The following is a 23,957-nucleotide window of genomic DNA, read 5'->3' as shown; positions in this document are numbered from 1 at the left end:
ATGGCTGAAGTACTTCATCACGACAACCACGGACACGATGAGCATCATCACCACGATGATACCGACATCACCGTCTTTGGTTTCTGGACCTACTTGATGAGTGACCTTGTAATTTTCGGTACACTCTTCATCGCGTTCGCTGTATTAAGTAGCCACGTTCCAGTAGGCACTCCAACAGCTCAAGATTTGTTTGGCGAGTCATTAGGCTTCGTTCTTACAGAAACTTTTGCCCTGTTGATTTCTTCTGTAACTTTCGGTTTTGCCGTTTTAGCTGCTTACAAGAAAGATGTTGCTAAGGTTTTAACTTGGTTAGGTATTACCTGGATTTTCGGTGCGATCTTTATTGGTATGGAACTTTATGAGTTCAACCATTTAGTTCATGCTGGTCATGGTCCAAGTGTAAGTGCGTTCTTATCTGCGTTCTTTACTTTGGTTGGTACGCACGGTATTCACGTAACTTCAGGTTTAGTTTGGATGATCGTGTTAATGATTCAAATCAAGAAATATGGTTTGACTCTTCCTAACATGCGTCGTTTAGCTTGCCTAAGCTTGTTCTGGCACTTCCTTGACATCGTTTGGATCTGTGTATTCAGCGTAGTTTACTTGATGGGAGTTCTCTAATGAGTCACGATCACAACTCTGCTGGTGCATCACACGGTAACACTAAGCAATATACGATTGGCTTTATCCTATCTGTTATTCTTACCATTATTCCTTTTGGTATGGTAATGGCAGGTGGTTTTGGCCGTGGTATTTTGATCACTGTTATTTCGATTACAGCAGTTGCTCAGATTCTTATTCAATTAATTTATTTCTTGCATATGAATTCTTCTTCAGAGCAACGTTGGAACGTGATTGCATTCGTGTATACCATTCTGACCATTGCCATCCTTTTGGTTGGTTCTGTATGGATCATGAACTACCTACACTACAACATGATGATCTAAACTGGTTGTCATGCTGAAAAAGTATTTATTCCTGACAAAGCCAGGAATTCTCTTTGGTAATTTCATTACCACTTTGGGTGGCTACTTTGTAGCTGCCCAAGGTTCTGTAGATTTCCTTCTCCTACTGCTTACTCTGCTTGGTACAACACTTGTTGTCGCCTCAGGATGTGTGGTCAACAATATTATTGACCAAGACATCGACCAAAAAATGCAACGCACACAAAACCGTGCATTAGTGAAAAAAACTGTTTCTGTTCCAATTGCGCTGATTTATTCGGTTGTATTGGGCTTAATCGGTTTTAGTATTTTATGGTTTGGAGTTAATGCATACGCTTTTCTTTTTGCGCTGATTGGTTTTGTCGTATATGTGGGCTTTTATAGCCTATGGACAAAGCGCACAACAATTCATCAAACCATTATTGGCAGTATTTCAGGCGCAAGCCCACCTGTCATTGGTTATACTGCGGTTGCAAACCAGTTTGACTTAGCTGCACTGCTGATCTTTCTAGGCTATGCACTTTGGCAAATGCCCCACTCCTGGGCAATTGCAATTTACCGCTTTGATGATTACAAAAATGCCAATATTCCAATTTTGCCAGTAGCGCGTTCCATACTGCGTACCAAAATTGAATCACTGATTTATGTCATGTTGTTTACTATTGCCATGAACGGACTGTTTGTATTTGGTTATGCAAACTGGCTGTATTTGGTTATTTTAAATGCGTTCTGCATCTATTGGTTGTATTTGGGCATTATTGGTTTTAAAGCAGAAAATGATCAATTATGGGCAAAACGCTTTTTCCTATTTTCGGTTATTTTAATTACTGTTGTGAGCCTATGTTTTAGCTTTACGGCAACTGCGCCAACCACGCAAATCATACTTTTTTAAAAGATAGAGTTCCGCTCTATCTTTTAATGGAGTACCTGCCCTCTTTTCACACGCTGTACTTTTCTAGAATTTTTTCATTTTCTTCAATAAAATTTTCAATACACTAACTTTATAAAAGTTAGCTACATACTATTATTCATTTATTTCATCCATTAAACCAATAGATTCTGCTAATAAACAAATCTCGCGATCATTACTCACACAAAGTCTTGTATTTACTTGGCAAAAGCACTAAAATTCACACTTCGCAATTTTGCGACACAACTTCGGTTGTGACTCCTTGCTTCAATCAATTAATGATTGGGGCTGCCTAAACCGTAAGGAGCTGACAATGCGTCACTACGAAATCGTACTATTGGTACATCCAGACCAAAGCGATCAAGTTGTGGGTATGGTAGAACGTTACCTAACTCACATCAAAGAAGCTGAAGGTCAAATCCACCGTCTTGAAGACTGGGGTCGTCGTCAATTGGCTTACCCAATCAACAAGATCCACAAAGCTCACTACATTCTTATGAATGTTGAGTGTGGTCAAACTACTCTTGATGAGCTAGAAGAATTGTTCCGTTACAACGATGCAATCATTCGTAGCCTTATCATCCGTCGTGAAAACGCTATCACTGAAGAGTCACTATTGGCTAAGAGTGCTGAAGAAAAACGTGCGCGTAAAGCTCAACGTGAAGAAGCACAACAAGCTAACCAAGACTCTGCTGAAGCTTAAGGAGAACATCAATGGCACGTTTTTACCGTCGTCGCAAGTTCTGCCGCTTTACAGCTGAGAACGTTACGTACATCGACTACAAAGATATCGATACACTAAAACAGTACATCACTGAAAATGGCAAGATTGTTCCTAGCCGTATTACAGGTACTAAAGCTCGTTACCAACGTCAATTAGCGCTTGCTATTAAACAAGCTCGCTACTTAGCGTTGATCCCTTACACTGACAATCATAAGTGAGGTTGAGCTGTGGATATTATCTTATTACAACGCATTAAGAACCTTGGTAAATTAGGCGATAAAGTTTCAGTTAAAGCTGGTTACGGCCGTAACTACTTAATCCCTCAAGGTAAAGCAGTTGCTGCTACTGAAGCGAACACTGCTGCTTTTGAAGCTCGTCGTGCTGAACTTGAGAAGCAAGAAGCTGAAATTTTAGCTGCTGCTCAAGCACGTGCTGACCAATTGAACGAAGTTAACATCGTAATCACTGCTAAAGCTGGTGATGAAGGTAAACTATTCGGTTCTATCGGTACTCGTGACATCGCAGACGCGTTAACGAATGCTGGTCTTGAAGTTGACCGTGCAGAAGTTCGTTTACCAAACGGTGCGCTTCGTCACACTGGTGAATTCAACATCGCAATCCAATTGCACCATGATGTTGTTGCTGAAGTTCTCGTTACTATCGTATCTGAGTAATTTTACGCAAAAAGAAAGAGCATGCTTAACGCATGCTCTTTTTTTGTCTTTCATATTTACCCCGCCTTTTCTAATTCGCATTTGACTTATCCTTCGCCAAAATCTACTCGCTTTTTTTTCTAGAGGGCGTATCATCGTGAAGTGGAAAGCAGCTTGAGTTTTAAGTTCTCTCCCCCATGTATTATTCAGCGATTTACTGTTTTAAAAATCAGGGATTTATATGTCACAGGCGAATGCCAGCGCAAAGCAACATACTACAAAGTCTGATCTAAAACCGAATGAGAACAGCCCCTTAAAAGAGTTCCGCACACCACCGCACAACCTAGCCATTGAGCAAGCTGTTTTAGCGGCATTAATGACTGTGGCCGAATCTTTTGAGCAAGTGGGTGATGTCTTACAAGAATCTGATTTTTATGCAACGCGCCACAAATATATTTTCCGTGCGATTGATTCTCTTTCTAAAGAAAACTCGCCTTATGATGCCGTATTGGTAAATGACTGGCTCATTAAACAGAATTTGCTTGAAGCCGCAGGTGGCGAAGAATACTTGATGCAACTCATGGCAGATTCACCTTCTAGTTTTTATAACCTAGAAACCTATGCCACGAAAATTAAAGAATTCTCTACTCTTAGAAATATGATTAAAGTTAGTTCTGAAATTTTACAAAATGCCTATGACACTAAAGGCCGTAGTGTCAGTGAAATTTTAGACTTAGCCGAAACTAATATTTTCCAGATTGCTGAACAACACAATAACAATGCCAAAGCGCAAGGCCCTAAAGCAATTTCCAGTGTTGTTGCCGATGTATTTGACAAGCTAGATGAGCTTTCCAAAATGGAAGGCAACATTACAGGCTTAACTACGGGCTTTGTAGAGTTAGACAATAAGACCTCAGGGATGCAAGCGGGTGACTTGATTATTGTTGCTGCACGTCCATCTATGGGTAAAACCACTTTTGCTATGAACTTGGTCGAAAGTGTCTTGTTCAATAATGACTTACCTGCCCTTGTGTACTCAATGGAAATGCCTGCTGATTCAATTGCGATGCGTTTGATTTCTGCTTACGGTAAAGTGCATCAAGGCAATTTACGTTCAGGTAAACTCAGTGGCGATGAATGGTCCAAAGTCACAGGTACGATTTTGCAACTGCAAGAAAAGCATTTGTATATTGATGACTCTTCTGCCCTACCACCAACGGAAGTTCGTGCACGTGCACGGCGTATAGCCAAACAACATGGCGGTAAAATCGGTTGTATCATGGTCGATTACTTACAATTAATGAAAGTCCCTGGCATGGGTGATAACCGTGTTGGTGAGATTTCAGAAATTTCACGTAGCTTAAAAGCTTTGGCCAAAGAAATGAACTGCCCTGTGATTGCTTTGTCGCAGTTGAACCGTTCTTTAGAAAATCGACCAAATAAACGCCCCGTGATGTCTGACTTACGTGAATCTGGTGCGATTGAGCAGGATGCTGACTTGATCATGTTTATTTACCGTGATGAAGTCTACAATAAAGAATCTAAAGAAGCAGGTACAGCCGAAATTATTATTGGTAAACAGCGTAACGGCCCAATTGGTACGGTACGTTTGGCATTTGAAGGCCAATACACCCGTTTTAGTAACTTATCCCCTGAGTATTATGCTCAGTACGATGATGAGGAATAATCCCCAGCATCATTATTTTCACAGACCCTGTAGGAGTATTTAGGGTGCGCCAAGCAACAGTTTATATTGACAGTCAGGCACTGCAATATAATTTAAACCGTGTCAAACAACTTGCCCCAACAGCGAAAATTGTCAGCATGGTCAAGGCCAATGCTTACGGACATGGTGTAAAAGACTGCTTAGCAGCCTTAAAAGACAGCGATGCCTTTGGTGTCGCTTGTGTGGAAGAAGCTTTAGAAATCCGTGAATTAGGATATACACAGCCCATTACCCTCATTGAAGGCGTTTTTGCCAAACATGAAATGCAGCAAGTCTTGGCACACAAACTTGAATGTGTGGTGCACCATCAAGCCCAGCTAGATTGGTTACTGCAGCACAAAGCCGATTATATTGCACAAGGCTTAAAGGTTTGGGTCAAACTCAACAGCGGTATGAATCGTTTAGGTTTCAAAATTCCAGAAATTATAGATGTAATTCAGATGCTGAAAGCTGAAGGGTTTACTTGTGTATTGACCATGCACTTTGCCAATGCCGATGGTGATCATGCATTAAATGATCAACAGGTCGCCCAATTTTTGCATGTCAAAGACAATTGCCATCCAATTTTAGCTTCATGCTGTAATTCTGCTGCAATCTATCGTTACCCTGAGTTGCATTTTGACTATGTACGCCCTGGCATCATGCTATATGGCGCAACGCCTTTTGCTGCCCACAATGTGCATGCTCTCGATTTAAAACCAGTGATGACGCTCAGTGCAGAAATTATTGCTCTGAATCAAATAGATGCTGGCGAGCATGTGGGCTACGGCTCAACCTTTACCGCAGAACAAAGCATGCAGATTGCCATTGTTTCAATTGGTTATGGCGATGGCTATCCACGCACATTTACGCAGCCGAATTTTGTGGCGATCGGCTCAAAACTTACACCTGTCCTTGGGCGTGTGTCTATGGACATGATTGCCATTGATGTGACTGGTTTAAATGTCGATTTAGGCACGCAAGTTGAGTTATGGGGCAAGCACCGTTTAGTAGATGATGTTGCTACAGCCAATGGTACGATTGGTTATGAACTCCTCTGTCGTTTAAGCCCACGTCCGCAACGTAAAACAACTGCACTTTAAATATTCTTTATATAGCTTTGTTAAATGGCATGTAGCTAGATCGCTACATGCCATTTCATTTTAATATGTCTATCTAAGTGAATAATTCAACTTTAAATCCATCCTCAACATTACAACGCACTTCAAGCACAACAACTATTAATTGCACATATTAAAAAATCTAAATCCAAATAATCTGCTCGCAGTATGTATTTTAACTGTCATATATCTACAACTTATAGCAAACCCTTATTTGCACCAGTTCTCTGAACTTTGCTGCGTCCTGCACGATGAATCAATAACTTCACTGTAGCTGCTTGTTCAAATCCTTACATGCTGCCGTTTCTTCCTCAAGATATTTCCAATATTTGTTTACTTTTGACTTTAAAGCATCATCAAACTGCAGTCTGTTCGCAATATAAAACGCTTAATTTCTAAACAAGAATAAAGAGGAAAAACTTCTTATTTTTTATAACCTTATTCTGCTTAGGAAAACAACATGTCTGAACAAAAAGTAGCTTTAGTGACGGGTGCATTAGGTGGTATTGGCAGTGAGATTTGCCGTCAACTGGTTACAGCAGGCTATAAAATTATCGCAACGGTTGTACCACGTGAAGAAGACCGCGAAAAACAATGGCTTCAAAGTGAAGGATTTCAAGACAGCGATGTACGCTTTGTCTTAACGGATTTAAATAACCACGAAGCGGCAACAGCAGCTATTCAAGAAGCAATTGCTGCTGAAGGTCGTGTCGATGTGCTGGTCAATAATGCAGGCATCACCCGTGATGCAACTTTTAAAAAGATGAGCTATGAACAGTGGTCACAAGTCATTGATACCAACTTAAAAACATTGTTCACAGTGACTCAGCCCGTGTTTAACAAAATGTTAGAACAAAAGTCGGGACGTATTGTCAATATCAGCTCAGTCAACGGTTTAAAAGGTCAGTTTGGACAAGCCAACTACTCTGCGACCAAAGCCGGCATTATCGGTTTTACCAAAGCCTTAGCTCAAGAAGGTGCACGTTCAAATATTTGTGTAAACGTGGTTGCGCCTGGCTATACCGCAACACCAATGGTTACTGCCATGCGTGAAGATGTGATTAAAAGCATTGAAGCACAAATTCCTCTACAACGTCTTGCTGCGCCAGCTGAAATTGCCGCTGCTGTTATGTACTTGGTCAGCGAGCACGGTGCGTACGTGACAGGCGAAACCTTATCGATTAATGGCGGTTTATACATGCACTAAACCGTGCAGCCCCTATTTTCATTTACAAGTTTATTTACTGGAGTTACACCATGCTATACGGCGACTTATTCTCAAATATGAATGCACAATACAAAAACGTATTTGAACCGTACACAAAATTCAACAGCTTAGTGGCTAAAAACTTTGCTGACTTAACCAACCTACAATTAGAAGCAGCACGCAACTATGCCAACATTGGTCTAGCGCAAATGTTTGCCAATAGTGAAGTTAAAGACATGCAAAGCATGGTGAATTGCACCACCAAGCAATTAGAAACCATGAACAAACTTAGTCAGCAAATGATTGAAGATGGCAAAAAGTTGGCAACACTAACGACTGAATTCAAATCGGAATTTGAAAAGTTAGTTAGCGAATCTATGCCTAACAATAAATAACACTGCTCTGAAAACCATGCGTTATCAGGACGAATGTTACGGGGAAGTGTGAAAATTTCCCCGTTTTAGTTTCAGCCCTGCACTCAATTTGATTGCTAAAAGCCATGTGCTATGGAGCGATGAAATGAACCCGAACTCATTTCAATTCAAAGAAAACATACTACAATTTTTTTCTGTACATGATGACATCTGGAAAAAATTACAAGAATTTTATTATGGGCAAAGCCCAATTAATGAGGCTTTGGCGCAGCTCAACAAAGAAGATATGTCTTTGTTCTTTGAAGCACTATCTAAAAACCCAGCTCGCATGATGGAAATGCAATGGAGCTGGTGGCAAGGTCAAATGCAAATCTACCAAAATGTGTTGATGCGCAGCGTGGCCAAAGATGTAGCACCATTTATTCAGCCTGAAAGTGGTGATCGTCGTTTTAACAGCCCATTATGGCAAGAACACCCAAATTTTGATCTGTTATCACAGTCTTATTTACTGTTTAGCCAGTTAGTGCAAAACATGGTAGATGTGGTCGAAGGCGTTCCAGACAAAGTTCGCTATCGCATTCACTTCTTTACCCGTCAAATGATCAATGCGTTATCTCCAAGTAACTTTCTGTGGACTAACCCAGAAGTGATTCAGCAAACCGTCGCTGAACAAGGTGAAAACTTAGTCCGCGGCATGCAGGTTTTCCATGATGATGTCATGAACAGCGGCAAGTATTTATCTATTCGTATGGTGAATAGCGACTCTTTCAGCTTGGGCAAAGATTTGGCGTATACCCCTGGTGCAGTCGTCTTTGAAAATGACTTTTTCCAATTATTGCAATATGAAGCAACTACTGAAAATGTATATCAAACCCCTATTCTAGTCGTACCACCGTTTATCAATAAATATTATGTGCTGGATTTACGCGAACAAAACTCTTTAGTGAACTGGTTGCGTCAGCAAGGTCATACGGTCTTTTTAATGTCTTGGTGTAACCCAAATGCCGAACAGAAAGAACTGACTTTTGCTGATCTCATTACACAAGGTGCAGTAGAAGCTTTGCGTGTAATTGAAGAAATTACCGGTGAAAAAGAGGCCAACTGCATTGGCTACTGTATTGGCGGTACGTTACTTGCTGCGACTCAAGCCTATTACGTAGCAAAACGCCTGAAAAATCACGTAAAGTCTGCGACCTATATGGCCACCATTATCGACTTTGAAAACCCAGGCAGCTTAGGTGTATTTATTAATGAGCCTGTGGTGAGTGGTTTGGAAAACCTGAACAATCAATTGGGTTATTTCGATGGTCGTCAGTTGGCAGTTACCTTCAGTTTACTGCGTGAAAATACGCTGTACTGGAATTACTACATCGAAAACTACTTAAAAGGTAAAGAACCTTCTGATTTTGATATTTTATATTGGAACAGCGATGGTACGAATATCCCTGCCAAAATTCATAATTTCTTATTGCGCAATTTGTATTTGAACAATGAATTGATTTCACCAAATGCCGTTAAGGTTAACGGTGTGGGCTTGAATCTATCTCGTGTAAAAACACCAAGCTTCTTTATTGCAACGCAGGAAGACCATATCGCACTTTGGGATACTTGTTTCCGTGGCGCAGATTACTTGGGTGGTGAATCTACCTTGGTTTTAGGTGAATCTGGACACGTAGCAGGTATTGTTAATCCTCCAAGCCGTAATAAATACGGTTGCTACACCAATGCTGCCAAGTTTGAAAATACCAAACAATGGCTAGATGGCGCAGAATATCACCCTGAATCTTGGTGGTTGCGCTGGCAGGCATGGGTCACACCGTACACTGGGGAACAAGTCCCTGCCCGCAGCTTGGGTAATGCGCAGTATCCAATCATTGAAGCGGCACCAGGTCGCTATGTTTTGGTAAATTTATTCTAATCGGTCATATAACAACAGCCATGCACATGCTATATATCATGTGCATCCACAGAAACATGAACACAAAATTTAAGGATATAAAATGAAAGATGTTGTGATTGTTGCAGCAAAACGTACTGCGATTGGTAGCTTTTTAGGTAGTCTTGCATCTTTATCTGCACCACAGTTGGGGCAAACAGCAATTCGTGCTGTTTTAGACAGTGCCAATGTAAAACCTGAACAAGTTGATCAGGTGATTATGGGCAACGTACTCACGACAGGCGTGGGACAAAACCCTACACGTCAGGCAGCAATTGCTGCTGGCATTCCAGCACAAGTGCCTGCATCTACCCTGAATGTAGTCTGTGGTTCAGGTTTGCGTGCGGTACATTTGGCAGCACAAGCCATTCAATGCGATGAAGCCGAGATTGTGGTCGCAGGTGGTCAAGAATCTATGTCACAAAGCGCACACTATATGCAGCTGCGTAATGGGCAAAAAATGGGTAATGCACAATTGGTAGACAGCATGGTGGCTGATGGTTTAACCGATGCCTATAACCAGTATCACATGGGTATTACCGCAGAAAATATTGTAGAAAAACTGGGTTTAAACCGTGAAGAGCAAGATCAACTTGCATTGACTTCACAACAACGTGCTGCGGCAGCTCAGGCAGCTGGCAAGTTTAAAGATGAAATTGCCGCAGTCAGCATTCCACAACGTAAAGGCGAGCCTGTCGTATTTGCTGAAGATGAATACATTAAAGCCAATACCAGCCTTGAAAGCCTAGCAAAACTACGCCCAGCCTTTAAAAAAGATGGCAGCGTAACCGCAGGTAATGCTTCAGGCATTAATGATGGAGCAGCAGCAGTACTGATGATGAGTGCAGACAAAGCGGCAGAATTAGGTCTTAAGCCATTGGCACGTATTAAAGGCTATGCCATGTCTGGTATTGAGCCTGAAATTATGGGGCTTGGTCCTGTTGAAGCAGTGAAGAAAACCCTCAACAAAGCAGGCTGGAGCTTAGATCAGGTTGATTTGATTGAAGCCAACGAAGCATTTGCTGCACAAGCTTTGGGTGTTGCTAAAGAATTAGGCTTAGACCTAGATAAAGTCAACGTCAATGGTGGTGCAATTGCATTGGGTCACCCAATTGGGGCTTCAGGCTGCCGTATTTTGGTGACTTTATTACATGAAATGCAACGCCGTGATGCTAAGAAAGGCATTGCAACCCTCTGTGTTGGGGGTGGTATGGGTGTTGCACTTGCAGTTGAACGTGACTAAGTACACCATTGCATCGAATCTTGAAACTTGATTAAGATTGACAATAAATTCAATACATAATGGGAGCTCAGGCTTCCATTATTTTTTTAGATGCATGCTGGAGTGAATAGCCACCGATTTTATCAACAAGTTCAAAGCAGGATGAATCGGTGCTTTAATCCACAGAAAGTAAATGCTGAATGTGGTCGCTAAAATGATAAAAATTCATGCTATCAGGTTGTTGTTTAAGTTGCTGCCATGCTTCAGCCAGTGATAGCCAACCTAAATCTTTGAGCAATTGCACAATAATTTCCACTTGCGCTACTGTCATGTCCTTAGATTGTTTAAGTCGGATTTGTCGATCTAACTCTTCCAATTTTTGCCCCAATTGAAAGAATAAAAAAATATTTTGCGGCTCAGCTTCTAGAACATCGTGGCAGTCTTGCACCACATCACAAATATAAGCAGCATTGTCACGGGCATTTCGAATGAGGCGTATCAATTCTGTATAGGCTTGAGGTGATAACACATCTGCTAAATTATGAATTTTTACGCTACTTTGCTGGAATTGCATGGCAAATGACGCGGGTTGCTCTTCATTTAAAATTAGCTCATTTAGAGATGCAGCATCAAAAGCAGGTAAACAAAAAGCATGTGCATAGCTTAAAGCAGCCGCATTTTGTTTAAAGGGAAATTGCTGACATAAATATTGAATACGGGTTAAATAGCGGGCTAACCAAAAAATTTCTCGTGCATCGCTGCTAGATAAATTCACGGTTGATTGTTCCTCCTTATTTCAAGTTAGGTTTTGTCCAAATTGTGTGCTTAATTAAACTACAGCACCATAAGGCAATACGTGTTTTTATTTACATAAACCCACCTCAAACACACAAGAAAAAGACTTGACCTTACTTAAAGCATACAGTTTAAGCTTGCTTATTAAAAAGCACCCTCTCAAATCACCCGAAATTCTGAGTTGTCTTGCATCAATCACATACTTTTTCACATAGTTTAATCTAATTTAAAATACGTTAATCCTCTGAACTCACTGCATAGATGCATGATCTGAATATGTACTGCACCGCCCTTTTTGAGTAAAAAACTTGCTAAACATTCTAAGTTTTCTTATTGTGTTAACACTCACGTTCTGACTCATTTAAAACGACCAAGCAAATACTGAATATGTCTATACAAGAAAAAGAAACATCGAATAGTTTATATCGCCAATGGCAAATTTTATCGCGACTCTCTACAGGTAAATGGATGGGTACGCGTGAATTACACGATGTCTTGCAACGTGAAGGCATTGACATCAGTTTGCGCACCATTCAGCGTGACTTAAACCAAATTTCGCAGCGCTTTCCTATTGAAAGTAACGGTACCGTGCCACAAGGTTGGCGTTGGCGATCAGATGCACCTATTCAAAGCTTGCCACACATGACCAGCTCACAAGCGGTCACCTTTATGATGGTCGAAGAACATTTAAAACACTTGTTGCCACCAAGTCTGATTGAAGAAATGAACCCTTGGTTTGATTTGGCACGGCGTAGTTTATCTACGCAAAATAATGTTCGCCAATGGATTAACCGTGTACGGATTGTGCCTGCAACACAACCCTTAATTCCACCACTGGTAGACCGTAATGCGCAGCAAGCAATTTATGAAGGCTTGCTACAAGACAAACAACTGGAATGTATTTACCAATCACGCAGCAGTTCAGGTGAAGAAAAAACCTATGTGCTAAATCCTTTGGCACTGGTACAAAAAGGCGCAGTCATTTATTTAATATGTACCCGCTTTGATAAAACAGATATTCAGACCTTTGCCCTGCATCGTTTTAAAGCCGCAAAAGTTTTAGATTCACGCGCATTACACCCTGTCAATTTTGATATTGATGCTTATATTGAATCTGGCGAACTGGGCTTCAGAGTCAATTTCAGCAAAGCCACAGAAAATATTCAGCTCAAACTGACCATGCAAAAAGCTGATGCAATTTACTTTGATGAAAGTCAGTTAAGTAAAGACCAGACCATTGAAACATTGGAAAATGGTGATGTATTGGTAACAGCCACTGTCCCTTTTACCTCGCAATTGGTTTGGTGGTTACGCAGCTTTGGTAAAAAGTTAATTCAAATTGAGCCTGCTGAAGTAGCGACTGCAGTGCATCAAAGCAATGAATGATAAACTGAGAAATAAAAAGGTCCCAAATACTGGGACCGATAGTTTTATATTTATTATTTAAATTTTGTTGTTAGAGCTGCTGATTTAAAATTTAGACCTAACTTGGCATTGCGTTTATTTAGCATGCCAATTCAGCCGTATTATAACGAATCTTTTTTAAAGTCATGTTTTACTCCTATCTATGTTGATAAAAGCCACTTTAACTGTTCTCGTCCCTGCCGTGAAATCATAATATTCGTAGTATAAATCTTTTATTTTCTTAAACTTAATTTCTACTTTACTTAGCATCTTTTTAAAATTTTAGCGCATAAAAAAAGCCCGCAATCTGCGAGCTTTCTTAACAGGCATATCAAATCTTAAGCAGATTTACGTCCCTGTGCATTTTTACGAATGGTGATCATCACCAATTGTACTGCTGCAGGTGTCACACCTGGAATACGACTGGCTTGCGCTAATGTTTCAGGCAAGACATGCTTCAACTTTAAGGTAATTTCACGTGACAAGCCTGACACAGCATCATAATCAAAATCGGCTGGAATTTTGGTTTCTTCCAGACGTTTTAACTGAGCCACATCTTCATGCTGACGGTCAATATAACCTGCATATTTCACTGCAATTTCAATTTGATCACCAACTTGTGCAGACACTTCTGAACCAGTCAATTCTGCAATTTGCGCAAAACTGATATTAGGACGTTTAAGCAGATCAATTGCAGAACATTCTTTAGATAAATCTGCACCAGTCATTTCTACAAATTTTTTACCCATTGGGTTGTTCGGTGCAGCCCACAAATGCTGTAAACGTCCTGTTTCACGCTCTACAGCTTCCATTTTTTCACAATAAGCCGCCCAACGGGTATCATCCACCAAACCAAGTTCACGACCAATTGGGGTTAAACGCTGATCTGCATTGTCCTCACGCAACATCAAACGATATTCCGCACGTGACGTAAACATGCGGTACGGTTCTTTAGTGCCTAATGTGATCAGGTCATCTACCAATACCCCGATATAGGCTTCGTCACGTTTTGGCGTCCATTGTTCCTGATCCCAAGCACGACGTGCCGCATTCAAACCTGCCAATACACCTTGCGCACCTGCTTCTTCATAACCGGTTGTACCGTTAATTTGTCCCGCAAAATACAGGTTATTAATGGCTTTGGTTTCTAAAGTAAATTTCAATGCTTGCGGGTTGAAGTAGTCATATTCAATCGCATAGCCTGGACGCAAAATGTGCGCATTTTCCATACCACGAATTGAACGTACCAATTCAAACTGCACATCAAACGGCAAAGAGGTTGAAATACCATTTGGATACAACTCATGTGTGTCTAAGCCTTCTGGCTCCAAAAACACCTGATGCGAGTCTTTGTCAGAAAAACGATGGATTTTATCTTCAATAGATGGGCAATAACGTGGGCCAACGCCTTCAATTACACCTGTATACATAGGTGAACGATCTAGGCCACCACGAATGATTTCGTGAGTACGCTCATTGGTATGGGTAATATAACAGTTCACTTGCTCTGGATGCATCGACACATCGCCCATGAATGACATGGTTGGTGATGGAAAATCACCTGGCTGTGGAATCATCACAGAAAAATCGACTGAACGTGCATCAATACGTGGTGGCGTACCTGTTTTTAAGCGCCCTACTGGCAAATTTAATTCGCGTAAACGTGCTGCTAAAGCAATTGATGGCGGATCGCCTGCACGACCACCACTAGATTTTTCCAAACCAATATGAATAACGCCACCTAAGAAGGTACCTGTAGTCAATACCACCGTTTTCGCATCAAAGCGAATGCCCATTTGGGTCACAACACCTTTTACGGTATCGCCTTCAACAATCAGGTCATCTGCAGCTTGCTGAAAAATATCTAAATTGGCTTGGTTTTCTAAAGTGCTACGAATAGCTGCTTTAAAACGAACACGGTCTGCTTGCGCACGTGTTGCACGAACCGCAGCACCTTTACGTGAGTTTAAAATACGGAATTGAATCCCGCTTTTATCGGCAGCCAAAGCCATTGCACCGCCCAAAGCATCAATCTCACGCACAAGATGCGATTTACCAATACCACCAATAGCAGGGTTACAGCTCATCTGCCCTAAAGTCTCAATGTTATGAGTTAACAGTAAGGTTTGACGACCCATACGTGCTGCTGCAAGCGCCGCTTCAGTGCCTGCATGACCGCCGCCAATAACAATGACATCGTAAACTTTAGGATAGTGCATAATGGTCAATGAGAGATATAAAAATAAAGACGGAATATTATAGCAAAACTTCAGGCATAAGTTGACAGATTCAGTCGATTTTATTGGCGACAAGGCACTATAGAATTAATACTTTGTAATCTAAATTTGCATTTTTACTGTATATAAAAACATTTAAACCCATCAATTAACCAGATCACCGTTGTTTTAATTTGCCTATTTTTTATCCTATTAAGCACAGGTATTAGAAACAAAGGGAAACATCATGAATAAGAAAATTTTACTGTCATCTATGCTTTGTGGTTTATTTATTAGTCCATTTGCAGTGCAGGCAAATGACAAGGTAGAAACCATCTACAATGCGCAAAAATTCCAGCAAGTCTGTAAGGGAAAAACTCAAGGTACAGCTGTAAGTTTTGCGCATCGTGGCATTATTTGGAATGGTACGTGCGAACCACAATTCTTTAGTTCATCTAAAGCAGTACAATTACAAGGCAACGAACCTGAGTTATACCGTGCCTGTATGGCAGATGCGCAGACCACTAGCATTACACTCAATGGCACAGAACTGAAAGGAAAATGTGCGCTCGGCTTTACGCCGCCACGCCCACAAGCGATGTAATTCAGCATAAAACAACCTAGTCTAAAATCTGCTGTCTAATAACAAGATCAGTAGCTTTTACCCCCCAAAGCAGTTGCTTAAAAATAAGTGACTGCTTTGTTTATTGCACAACATTAAAAAACAATTAAACTGCAAAAAGGATCACAAGAATAATGTCACGATAAAAGATAAAAGGATGTGCAATGGATTCCAGCTTTTTTACCTTTTTTCTACCGCTCACCCTAGCAGTCATGATGATGGGTTTAGGCTTACAACTCACGCCTAAGGACTTTATTCGTGTCAATCAATTTCCTAAAGTCATCTTTTTAACTTTATTTTCACAACTAGTAATTTTGCCTGTTCTGGCTTTTTTAATTTGTTTATTTCTAGAGCTCCCGCCATTATTGGCCATTGGTCTCATGTTGTTGGCCGCATCCCCTGGCGGTCCAACTGCGAATCTCTTTAGCTACGTTTATAAAGGTGATGTTGCTTTAAACATTACCCTAACAGCCATGAACTCAGTAATGGCCACATTTACACTACCTTTTATTGTGAATCTATCTTTTCTATATTTTATGACTGACCAACAACAAATTGGTCTGCCGATTGAAAAAATGGCGCAAGTGTTTTTATTGATTATTGTGCCTGTTTGTGTAGGCATGGCCGTGCGTAATGCCATGCCACAAATTGCGACACACTTGGGCAAACCGATGCGTTTAATGTCCATTTACTTTATTTTTGCCCTGTTTTTTTATGCGTTGTTTCGTGAACGCGCCAACGTCTTTGACTATTTCAGCGCAATTGGTATTGCCACCGCATTATTTTGCTTTTTAAGTTTATTAATTGGGTATTTGGTTCCTTATTTGTCGGGGGTTCCAGACCAGCAGGCTCGCTCTTGCTGTTTTGAAATAGGTATTCATAACACCGCCGTTTCACTCACCATTGCCCTATCGGTTTTACAAAGCACAGAAATTGCCATTCCTTCTGCGATTTACACGATTTTTATGTATATGTTCAGCTTTATGTTAGGCAATATGATGGCAAGACAGTCAGCCAAACACAGCCTAGCTTTAGAGCAAGGACAAAAATTTAGCCACAAAAAAAATGCAGTCTAGCAAGGGCAATATCGCACTAATATTTTAAATCAAACAAAAACAGAGATGTCTTAGATTAACAAGGAGTGTTTATGGATTCAGGATTAATCACAATATTTTTACCACTCGCTCTAGCTGTTGTCATGGCTGGACTGGGTTTAGAACTCACTCCGAATGATTTTAAACGGGTCAGCAAACACCCTAAAGCAGTATTGGTGGCTTTATTTTGTCAATTGGTACTCTTAACAGCCATTGCCTTTGTTATTTGTAAACTACTCAATTTACCACCGCTGCTCGCTGTAGGTTTAATGCTACTTGCTGCATCGCCAGGTGGCCCAACGGCAAATCTATTTAGTTATTTATATAAAGGTGATATAGCCTTAAATATCACACTCACTGCAGTAAATTCGGTCATTGCCGCCTTTACCTTGCCACTCATCGTCAATTTTGCAATTCAGCACTTTATGCAAGATGGGCAACACGTCGGTTTACAGTTTGCCAAAGTATTACAAGTCTTTCTCATTATTATTGTGCCAGTCACGATTGGTATGCTAGTCAGACATTTCAGTCCACAGATTGCAGATCGACTCAATAAGCCTGTGCGTATTTTTGCCGTGGTTTTTCTGATTGTGATTATCATTGGAGCAATTGCCAAAGAGCGCCATAATATTATGCTATATCTAGCCGATGTCGGACTTGCAACTGCCCTATTCTGTGCCTGCAGCTTATTGATTGGTTATTTTGTACCACGTTTCTTTAGGGTAAATAGTCAGCAAGCTCGCGCCTGTGCATTTGAAATTGGCATTCACAACAGTACCCTTGCCATGACGATTGCACTTACCGTGATGGCAAGCTCCACGATTGCAATGCCTGCTGCGGTCTATTCGATCTTTATGTATATCTTTGCGGCCATTTTGGGCACTTTGCTCAATAAGTTTGTCCCGACACCCGCAGCAGAAACATCGGCATCTTAACCCAGACTAGAGACTATTTATTACAACCCCAAACCCGTATTGTGTTTGGGGTTTTATTTTTTGGCTATGATTTTTGCATATTCATGGTCAAAAAAAAGAAACTAACTCAGCGAACTATTCCCGCTCGTTTCCCAAACAACAGCAGGCTAGCTGAATAAAAAATAGCGGCAATTGCCTGAGTTCAGTTACAATAGTGCTTTCGCATAGAATTTTAGGTTATATCCGTGAAGTGGTTACAAATACATATTACTGTTGATCAAGCACAAGTTGATTTTACTGAAACGCTACTCAGTTCTTTGGGTGCGGTAAGTGTCACATTAGATGATGCAGAAAATCAGGACTTGCTTGAACCACTTCCGGGTGAAACACCGCTTTGGAATAAAGTGATTGTGACAGGCATCTATGCACAAGATGAAGGTGAAGAAATTGATGTTACCGCTCTGGAAACATTTATTCGCACTCAAATGCCAGATGCTCCTTTACGCAGTGAGTTTTTGGAAGACCAAGTCTGGGAACGCTCTTGGATGGATTATTATGAACCTATCCAAATTGCTGATAAATTCTGGATTGTGCCTGAATGGCTTGAGCCACCTGAAGCAGATGCAGTAAATATTAAACTGGATCCAGGTTTAGCCTTTGGTACAGGCAACCATGCCAGTACCTTCCTATGCCTACAGTGGTTAGGCAAAACAGACGTAAAAGATAAAGTCGTGATTGATTATGGTTGCGGCTCAGGCATTTTAGGGGTCGCTGCTTTATTGCTTGGTGCGAAAAAAGTCTATGCAACCGATATTGACCCACAAGCAGTTTTGGCAACCAAACAAAATGCTGAACTGAATGGCGTACTTGAAAACTTGTACGTGGGCTTGCCTGAAGAGTTTAATCAGACTATTGCTCAGGAAAAAGCTGACGTATTGGTTGCCAATATTTTAGCTGGGCCGTTAATGATGCTTGCGCCAGAGTTTGCAACTTTAATTAAATCTGAGGGAGAGTTCGCACTTGCAGGTGTAATTGAAGAGCAAGTTGCTGAAGTTTCTAGTGTTTATTCTGAATTTTTTGATATAGTACAGGTCGAAAAACGCGAAGAAAACTGGTGCAGAATTTCTGGGAAACGCCACCCTAACTAACTACATTTTTTGAATTATGAGCGACAAGCAAACCAAGTGCCCTGAATGCCAAACTGTCTATAAAGTTTCTGTTGCGCAACTGACCGTTGCGCAAGGCATGGTTTGCTGTCCAAAATGTTCTAACAACTTTAATGCGCTTTCACATTTGGTGCAGGCGCATAAACAAGAAGTTAGTTCACGCTCTAATCTACAACGCATACAAAACCGTAGTTTAATTCCTGTAACTGAACAAATTCCGCAAGAACAGAACATTTTGGACATTTTCCAGCGTAAGGTGGAACACTCCAATATTGATCTGAAAACCTATTTAAATAATCTAAACTATTTCAGCACAGAGCCAATTGGCACTATTCCTGCCATGAATTTGTCTATTCAAGACATTGAACAGGAAAAAAAGCACAGTAATGGCTACTATTTGCTGTGGGGCATTATCAACACATTGCTAATTGGTTTGCTAGTCTTCCAGATTTTATGGTTTAACCCGAAATTCCTGAACAGTAGTCCTGCGCTGAATTCTGTATTCACACAGGTATGTCAGGTATTTAAATGTCAAAGCCTAGAAGAACGCTACAGTTTAGTTTCTATCAACCGTGTTCGTGTAAAACGTATTGACCGACTGAATACGCAATTTACAGGCGAGCTGATTAATTATCACGATAAAAGCTTGGCATTGCCTAATATTAAAGTCACCCTAAAAGAAAACCAGAGAACTTTATCGACTTATATTTATTCTCCACAGGAGTATTTGGTCGAAAGTCTTTCGAGTATTCAACGTATTCCTAAAAATAGTCCTTTTAAGTTTGACATTTTGGTTCCAGTGGCACGAAACAGCTTCGATACCTATAGTTTAGAAATTATCAAGCCTTAATCGACAAAAAAAAGTAGAAAAAATTGCGAAAAAAATTAAAAAAATTGCAGTTTTCTTGCTCACTTTTTCTCATACAATGGTATCATACGCGCCACGAAAGCTTTGTGCTGCAAACTCCTCGCAAAATTCACAACAAATATAGTTCTGCCTAATGCGCTTTATTTTTTATATTGCGTACTGTGTAGATTTTTTTGTTTTGATTTTGGTCTGTAACAATTATTAATGTATTGTTACGCTTAAATTTCGACCAAGCGCTCGAGTTGTGGCAAGCTAAATGTTCCAGTTTTAGAGCTTACCGTTTTAGGATCTAAAACGGAGTTCATTTATTTATAGACCACATTGATATATCACTTTATCCAAGTGATATCTGATTTTCGGATTAATTCGCATGAATAGCAAATCTCCTATTTTTACTGCACAATCTGATGTTGCTTTACGTATTCACGTAGATCGCGCAGTTCGCCATTATTTTGCACAATTGCAAGGTGAACAACCTTCTCAGGTGTATGACATGGTGTTAGCAGAAATGGAGAAACCTCTTTTATCTGTTGTTCTTGAATACACTCGCGGTAACCAAACACGTGCTGCTGAAATTCTTGGACTAAACCGTGGTACTTTACGTAAAAAGTTAAAAGCTCACGGTTTAATGAGTGAATAAGTGATAAAATGCTTGCGGCCTCCGCAGGCATTTTTTTTACCTGCATTTTGCTACTTTGTTTTAATCTGTAATTGAAAACTGTGACGAAGATCATGACTATTAAACGCGCTTTAATCTCTGTTTCTGACAAAACAGGTATTGTTGAATTTGCACAAGACCTTGCTGCACTTGGGGTAGAAATTTTATCTACTGGCGGTACTTATAAGTTGCTTAAAGACAACAACATCGCTGTTGTAGAGGTGTCAGAGCATACTGGTTTCCCAGAAATGATGGATGGTCGTGTAAAAACGTTACACCCAAAAATTCATGGTGGTATTTTGGCTCGTCGTGGTCTAGACGAAGCGGTTATGGCAGAACACAATATTGATGCCATCGACCTTGTTGTTGTTAACCTTTACCCATTTGCAGCAACGGTTGCTAAACCAAACTGTTCACTTGCTGATGCAATTGAGAACATTGACATTGGTGGTCCAACCATGGTTCGTGCTGCAGCGAAAAACCATGCTTCTGTGGGTATTGTGGTTAATGCATCTGACTATGCGACTGTCATTACAGAAATGAAAAACAGCGGTGCTTTATCTTACGAAACTCGTTTTGATTTAGCTGTTAAAGCGTTTGAACACACTGCACAATATGATGGCATGATCGCATCTTACTTAGGCGCACGTGTAGGTAAAGAAGAAGGTACTGCAGATCAGTTTGCACGTACGTTCAACACGCAATTAAACAAAGCGCAAGATTTGCGTTACGGCGAAAACCCTCATCAGTCTGCTGCATTCTATGTAGACCCTGCTGCAACTGAAGCTTCTGTTTCAACTGCGAAACAGTTACAAGGCAAAGAATTATCGTATAACAACATTGCAGATACTGACGCTGCACTTGAATGTGTGAAATCATTTGCAAAACCTGCTTGTGTAATCGTAAAACACGCAAACCCATGTGGTGTTGCTGTGTCTTTAGAGGGTATTCAAGCTGCTTATGATCTTGCTTATGCAACGGATCCAGAATCTGCATTTGGTGGCATCATTGCATTTAACCGTGAGTTAGATGTTGCAACTGCACAAGCGATTGTAGACCGTCAATTCGTTGAAGTGATCATTGCGCCAAGTATTGCAGATGGCGTACTTGAAGTGACTGGCGCGAAGAAAAACGTACGTGTACTTGTTTGTGGTGAGCTTCCTGCAATTGATGCTCGTGCACCGCAAATGGATTACAAACGTGTTAACGGCGGTTTATTGGTTCAAGACCAAGACTTGGGCATGATCACTAAAGATGACTTAAAAGTCGTGACCAAACGTGCGCCAACTGAACAAGAAATTGATGACATGATCTTTGCTTGGAAAGTTGCAAAATACGTGAAATCAAATGCAATTGTTTATGCGAAAAACCGTCAAACGATTGGTGTAGGTGCAGGTCAAATGAGCCGTGTAAACTCTGCACGTATTGCTGCGATCAAAGCTGAACATGCAGGTTTAGTGGTTGAAGGTGCTGTTATGGCATCTGATGCGTTCTTCCCATTCCGTGATGGTATTGATAACGCTGCTAAAGCGGGTATCAAATGCATCATTCAACCAGGTGGTTCAATGCGTGACGAAGAAACTATTGCAGCAGCAGATGAAGCTGGTATCGCAATGGTATTCACAGGTATGCGTCATTTCCGTCACTAATTTTTAGACGATCCTCCCTAGCCCTCCTTTATTTATAAAGGAGGGTTTTCTATATTATTGTAGAACGATGGGAGTTCCCCTTATACAAGGGGGATTAATTTTTAAGGATTTTAATAAATGAACATTTTAGTTTTAGGTAGTGGCGGTCGTGAACATGCATTGGCATGGAAAATCGCACAAGATGAAAAAGTTGCTAAAGTCTTTGTTGCACCAGGCAACGCAGGAACTGCAACTGAAAACAAATGCGAAAATGTGGCGTTAGACATTCAAAATAACCCTGCCATTATCGAATTTGCCAAAAATAATGCAGTCGATTTAATTATTGTTGGCCCTGAAGCGCCATTGGTGAATGGTGTAGTAGACGCTTGCCGTGAAGCAGGCTTAAAAATTTGGGGTCCAACCCAGTTTGCGGCACAGCTTGAAGGTTCAAAAGCCTTTGCTAAACACTTCCTAAAACGTCATAACATTCCAACTGCATTCTATGACGTATTCACTGAAGTAGATGCTGCCAAAGCTTATGTAGAACAAAATGGTGCGCCAATTGTCATCAAGGCGGATGGTCTTGCTGCAGGTAAAGGCGTGATCGTTGCGATGACTAATCAAGAAGCTTTTGATGCCATTGACGATATGTTGGCAGGCAACAAGTTTGGTGATGCAGGTTCACGTGTTGTGATTGAACAGTTCTTGGATGGGGAAGAAGCGTCTTTCATTTGTATGATTGATGGCAACAACATCTTGCCAATGGCAACATCGCAAGACCATAAACGTATTTTTGAAGGTGACCAAGGGCCAAATACTGGCGGTATGGGTGCCTACTCTCCTGCGCCTGTAGTGACTGCAGACGTATTTGAAAAAGTCATGCAAGAAATCATGCGTCCAACTGTAGACGGCATGAAAGCAGATGGCCATGACTATACAGGTTTCTTGTATGCAGGCTTGATGATTGATGCAACGGGTCAGCCACGTGTGATTGAATTCAACTGCCGTTTTGGTGACCCAGAAACACAACCTATTATGATGCGCTTAAAATCATCTTTAGTAGATTTAGTCGAGGCAGGTATCGCAGGTAACTTGCCTGCAGAAGCAAACTGGGATGAACGCAAAACTGTTGGTATTGTGTTAGCAACTGCAGGCTACCCAGAAACTTCAGGCAAAGGTGATGTCATTTCTGGTTTAGATACACAAATGGCCGATGCGAAAGTGTTCCATGCAGGTACAGCAAGCAATGCCAATGGCGAGATTGTGACCAATGGTGGTCGTGTACTGTGTGTGACAGCATTGGGTAACAGCATTGGTGAAGCTCAAGCCAAAGCGCTTGAACTGTGTGAAAAAGTGACCTTTGATGGCGTGCAATATCGTAAAGATATTGGTTATCGTGCCATTGCGCGTGAAAATGCTTAATATTTTTAGTTTAAATTTAAGTCCATAAAAAAGCTCGTCACAGAACGGGCTTTTTTATGGTCAACATTTTGACCTGAATCTGAATGGACTGCTCTAACCTACATCCCACTGCAATTTTTAATCTTTATATTGCAGAATAAATGCTAAAGAATCTAAATTATTTAAACACTTGTTCAAATCCACCATCTTTACAGAATATATTTATTAATAAGAACTTATTTTGACTAAATTGCTTTCTTTTGTAAAAACAGTGATATGCATTACAGACTCTCCCCTATATAGAATTATTTTTTATTGTTATCATGTTGCAAATTTTTGAAAAGCCGCAAAGCTTCCTTATCGCCTCGTATTTGATGAATGCGGCAGATTGGACG

23 protein-coding genes are annotated in these 23,957 nt (G+C 40.8%); 21 read left to right on the top strand and 2 right to left on the bottom strand.

What is annotated here, in order from left to right; all coding sequences use genetic code 11:
- The 12 genes from cyoC (at position 1) to HHA41_RS08800 (ending at position 10,817) form a co-directional block, all read left to right on the top strand.
- On the top strand, positions 1–621 hold the full coding sequence (gene cyoC, locus HHA41_RS08855; RefSeq protein ID WP_168417472.1) for a cytochrome o ubiquinol oxidase subunit III: 621 nt from the start codon (positions 1–3) through the stop codon (positions 619–621).
- Positions 621–947: a cytochrome o ubiquinol oxidase subunit IV gene (locus HHA41_RS08850; protein ID WP_004973158.1), complete on the top strand. Its 327-nt coding sequence runs from the start codon at positions 621–623 to the stop codon at positions 945–947. Before cyoC ends, HHA41_RS08850 begins: the two co-directional genes overlap by 1 nt.
- A 10-nt stretch (positions 948–957) precedes the next feature.
- The gene (cyoE, locus tag HHA41_RS08845) at positions 958–1,836 is read left to right on the top strand and encodes a heme o synthase (protein WP_168417473.1); all 879 of its coding nucleotides are present in this window, start codon (positions 958–960) and stop codon (positions 1,834–1,836) included.
- Between the two features lie 331 nt (positions 1,837–2,167).
- Entirely contained in the window at positions 2,168–2,557 is a 390-nt protein-coding gene (gene rpsF / locus HHA41_RS08840; protein WP_168461398.1) for a 30S ribosomal protein S6, read from the top strand.
- A gap of 11 nt (positions 2,558–2,568) precedes the next feature.
- Positions 2,569–2,796 (top strand): 30S ribosomal protein S18, encoded by a 228-nt coding sequence (gene rpsR, locus HHA41_RS08835; protein WP_004719336.1) that lies wholly within the window; start codon positions 2,569–2,571, stop codon positions 2,794–2,796.
- Positions 2,797–2,805: 9 nt separating this feature from the next.
- Positions 2,806–3,252 (top strand): 50S ribosomal protein L9, encoded by a 447-nt coding sequence (gene rplI, locus HHA41_RS08830; RefSeq protein WP_004973150.1) that lies wholly within the window; start codon positions 2,806–2,808, stop codon positions 3,250–3,252.
- 220 nt (positions 3,253–3,472) lie between these two features.
- The gene (gene dnaB, locus HHA41_RS08825; RefSeq protein WP_168417475.1) at positions 3,473–4,918 is read left to right on the top strand and encodes a replicative DNA helicase; all 1,446 of its coding nucleotides are present in this window, start codon (positions 3,473–3,475) and stop codon (positions 4,916–4,918) included.
- Positions 4,919–4,962: 44 nt separating this feature from the next.
- Positions 4,963–6,039: an alanine racemase gene (gene alr / locus HHA41_RS08820; protein ID WP_168417476.1), complete on the top strand. Its 1,077-nt coding sequence runs from the start codon at positions 4,963–4,965 to the stop codon at positions 6,037–6,039.
- Positions 6,040–6,517: 478 nt separating this feature from the next.
- Complete coding sequence (phbB, locus tag HHA41_RS08815) at positions 6,518–7,264, top strand: acetoacetyl-CoA reductase (protein ID WP_168461397.1); 747 nt, start codon at positions 6,518–6,520, stop codon at positions 7,262–7,264.
- 50 nt (positions 7,265–7,314) lie between these two features.
- Positions 7,315–7,659, top strand: a complete 345-nt coding sequence (locus HHA41_RS08810; protein ID WP_019384921.1) for a phasin family protein — start codon at positions 7,315–7,317, stop codon at positions 7,657–7,659.
- 124 nt (positions 7,660–7,783) lie between these two features.
- On the top strand, positions 7,784–9,556 hold the full coding sequence (locus HHA41_RS08805) for a class I poly(R)-hydroxyalkanoic acid synthase (RefSeq protein ID WP_168461396.1): 1,773 nt from the start codon (positions 7,784–7,786) through the stop codon (positions 9,554–9,556).
- A gap of 82 nt (positions 9,557–9,638) precedes the next feature.
- On the top strand, positions 9,639–10,817 hold the full coding sequence (locus tag HHA41_RS08800; RefSeq protein WP_168461395.1) for an acetyl-CoA C-acetyltransferase: 1,179 nt from the start codon (positions 9,639–9,641) through the stop codon (positions 10,815–10,817).
- A gap of 154 nt (positions 10,818–10,971) precedes the next feature.
- Here HHA41_RS08800 and HHA41_RS08795 read toward each other — a convergent pair whose 3' ends face one another.
- Positions 10,972–11,571 carry a hypothetical protein gene (locus HHA41_RS08795; protein WP_154320684.1) on the bottom strand — a complete coding sequence of 200 codons (600 nt, stop codon included), beginning with the start codon at positions 11,569–11,571 and terminating at the stop codon, positions 10,972–10,974.
- Between the two features lie 407 nt (positions 11,572–11,978).
- On the opposite strand from HHA41_RS08795, the gene HHA41_RS08790 reads away from it, so the two are divergent.
- Positions 11,979–12,977: a WYL domain-containing protein gene (locus tag HHA41_RS08790; RefSeq protein WP_168417480.1), complete on the top strand. Its 999-nt coding sequence runs from the start codon at positions 11,979–11,981 to the stop codon at positions 12,975–12,977.
- A 356-nt stretch (positions 12,978–13,333) separates the two neighbouring features.
- Here HHA41_RS08790 and mnmG read toward each other — a convergent pair whose 3' ends face one another.
- Positions 13,334–15,214: a tRNA uridine-5-carboxymethylaminomethyl(34) synthesis enzyme MnmG gene (gene mnmG, locus HHA41_RS08785; protein ID WP_168417481.1), complete on the bottom strand. Its 1,881-nt coding sequence runs from the start codon at positions 15,212–15,214 to the stop codon at positions 13,334–13,336.
- Between the two features lie 244 nt (positions 15,215–15,458).
- On the opposite strand from mnmG, the gene HHA41_RS08780 reads away from it, so the two are divergent.
- From HHA41_RS08780 to purD, 8 genes are all read left to right on the top strand, one after another.
- Entirely contained in the window at positions 15,459–15,815 is a 357-nt protein-coding gene (locus HHA41_RS08780; protein WP_154320682.1) for a hypothetical protein, read from the top strand.
- Positions 15,816–15,997: 182 nt separating this feature from the next.
- Complete coding sequence (locus tag HHA41_RS08775) at positions 15,998–16,909, top strand: bile acid:sodium symporter family protein (protein WP_168461394.1); 912 nt, start codon at positions 15,998–16,000, stop codon at positions 16,907–16,909.
- A 71-nt stretch (positions 16,910–16,980) separates the two neighbouring features.
- Positions 16,981–17,862, top strand: a complete 882-nt coding sequence (locus HHA41_RS08770; protein WP_168461393.1) for a bile acid:sodium symporter family protein — start codon at positions 16,981–16,983, stop codon at positions 17,860–17,862.
- 224 nt (positions 17,863–18,086) lie between these two features.
- On the top strand, positions 18,087–18,989 hold the full coding sequence (gene prmA / locus HHA41_RS08765; protein WP_168417485.1) for a 50S ribosomal protein L11 methyltransferase: 903 nt from the start codon (positions 18,087–18,089) through the stop codon (positions 18,987–18,989).
- Positions 18,990–19,005: 16 nt separating this feature from the next.
- Positions 19,006–19,857: a DUF3426 domain-containing protein gene (locus HHA41_RS08760; RefSeq protein WP_168461391.1), complete on the top strand. Its 852-nt coding sequence runs from the start codon at positions 19,006–19,008 to the stop codon at positions 19,855–19,857.
- Between the two features lie 388 nt (positions 19,858–20,245).
- Complete coding sequence (gene fis, locus HHA41_RS08755) at positions 20,246–20,515, top strand: DNA-binding transcriptional regulator Fis (protein WP_001086304.1); 270 nt, start codon at positions 20,246–20,248, stop codon at positions 20,513–20,515.
- Between the two features lie 92 nt (positions 20,516–20,607).
- Entirely contained in the window at positions 20,608–22,182 is a 1,575-nt protein-coding gene (gene purH, locus HHA41_RS08750; RefSeq protein ID WP_168461389.1) for a bifunctional phosphoribosylaminoimidazolecarboxamide formyltransferase/IMP cyclohydrolase, read from the top strand.
- Between the two features lie 117 nt (positions 22,183–22,299).
- Positions 22,300–23,583 (top strand): phosphoribosylamine--glycine ligase, encoded by a 1,284-nt coding sequence (gene purD, locus HHA41_RS08745; RefSeq protein ID WP_168461388.1) that lies wholly within the window; start codon positions 22,300–22,302, stop codon positions 23,581–23,583.
- The last annotated feature ends 374 nt before the right edge of the window (positions 23,584–23,957 follow it).

Source organism: Acinetobacter sp. A1 (genome assembly GCF_012371315.1).
In the GTDB taxonomy this organism is placed as follows: domain Bacteria; phylum Pseudomonadota; class Gammaproteobacteria; order Pseudomonadales; family Moraxellaceae; genus Acinetobacter.
Note: the sequence above shows the minus strand (reverse complement) of the source record. Positions and strands in the feature narration are given on the sequence as shown.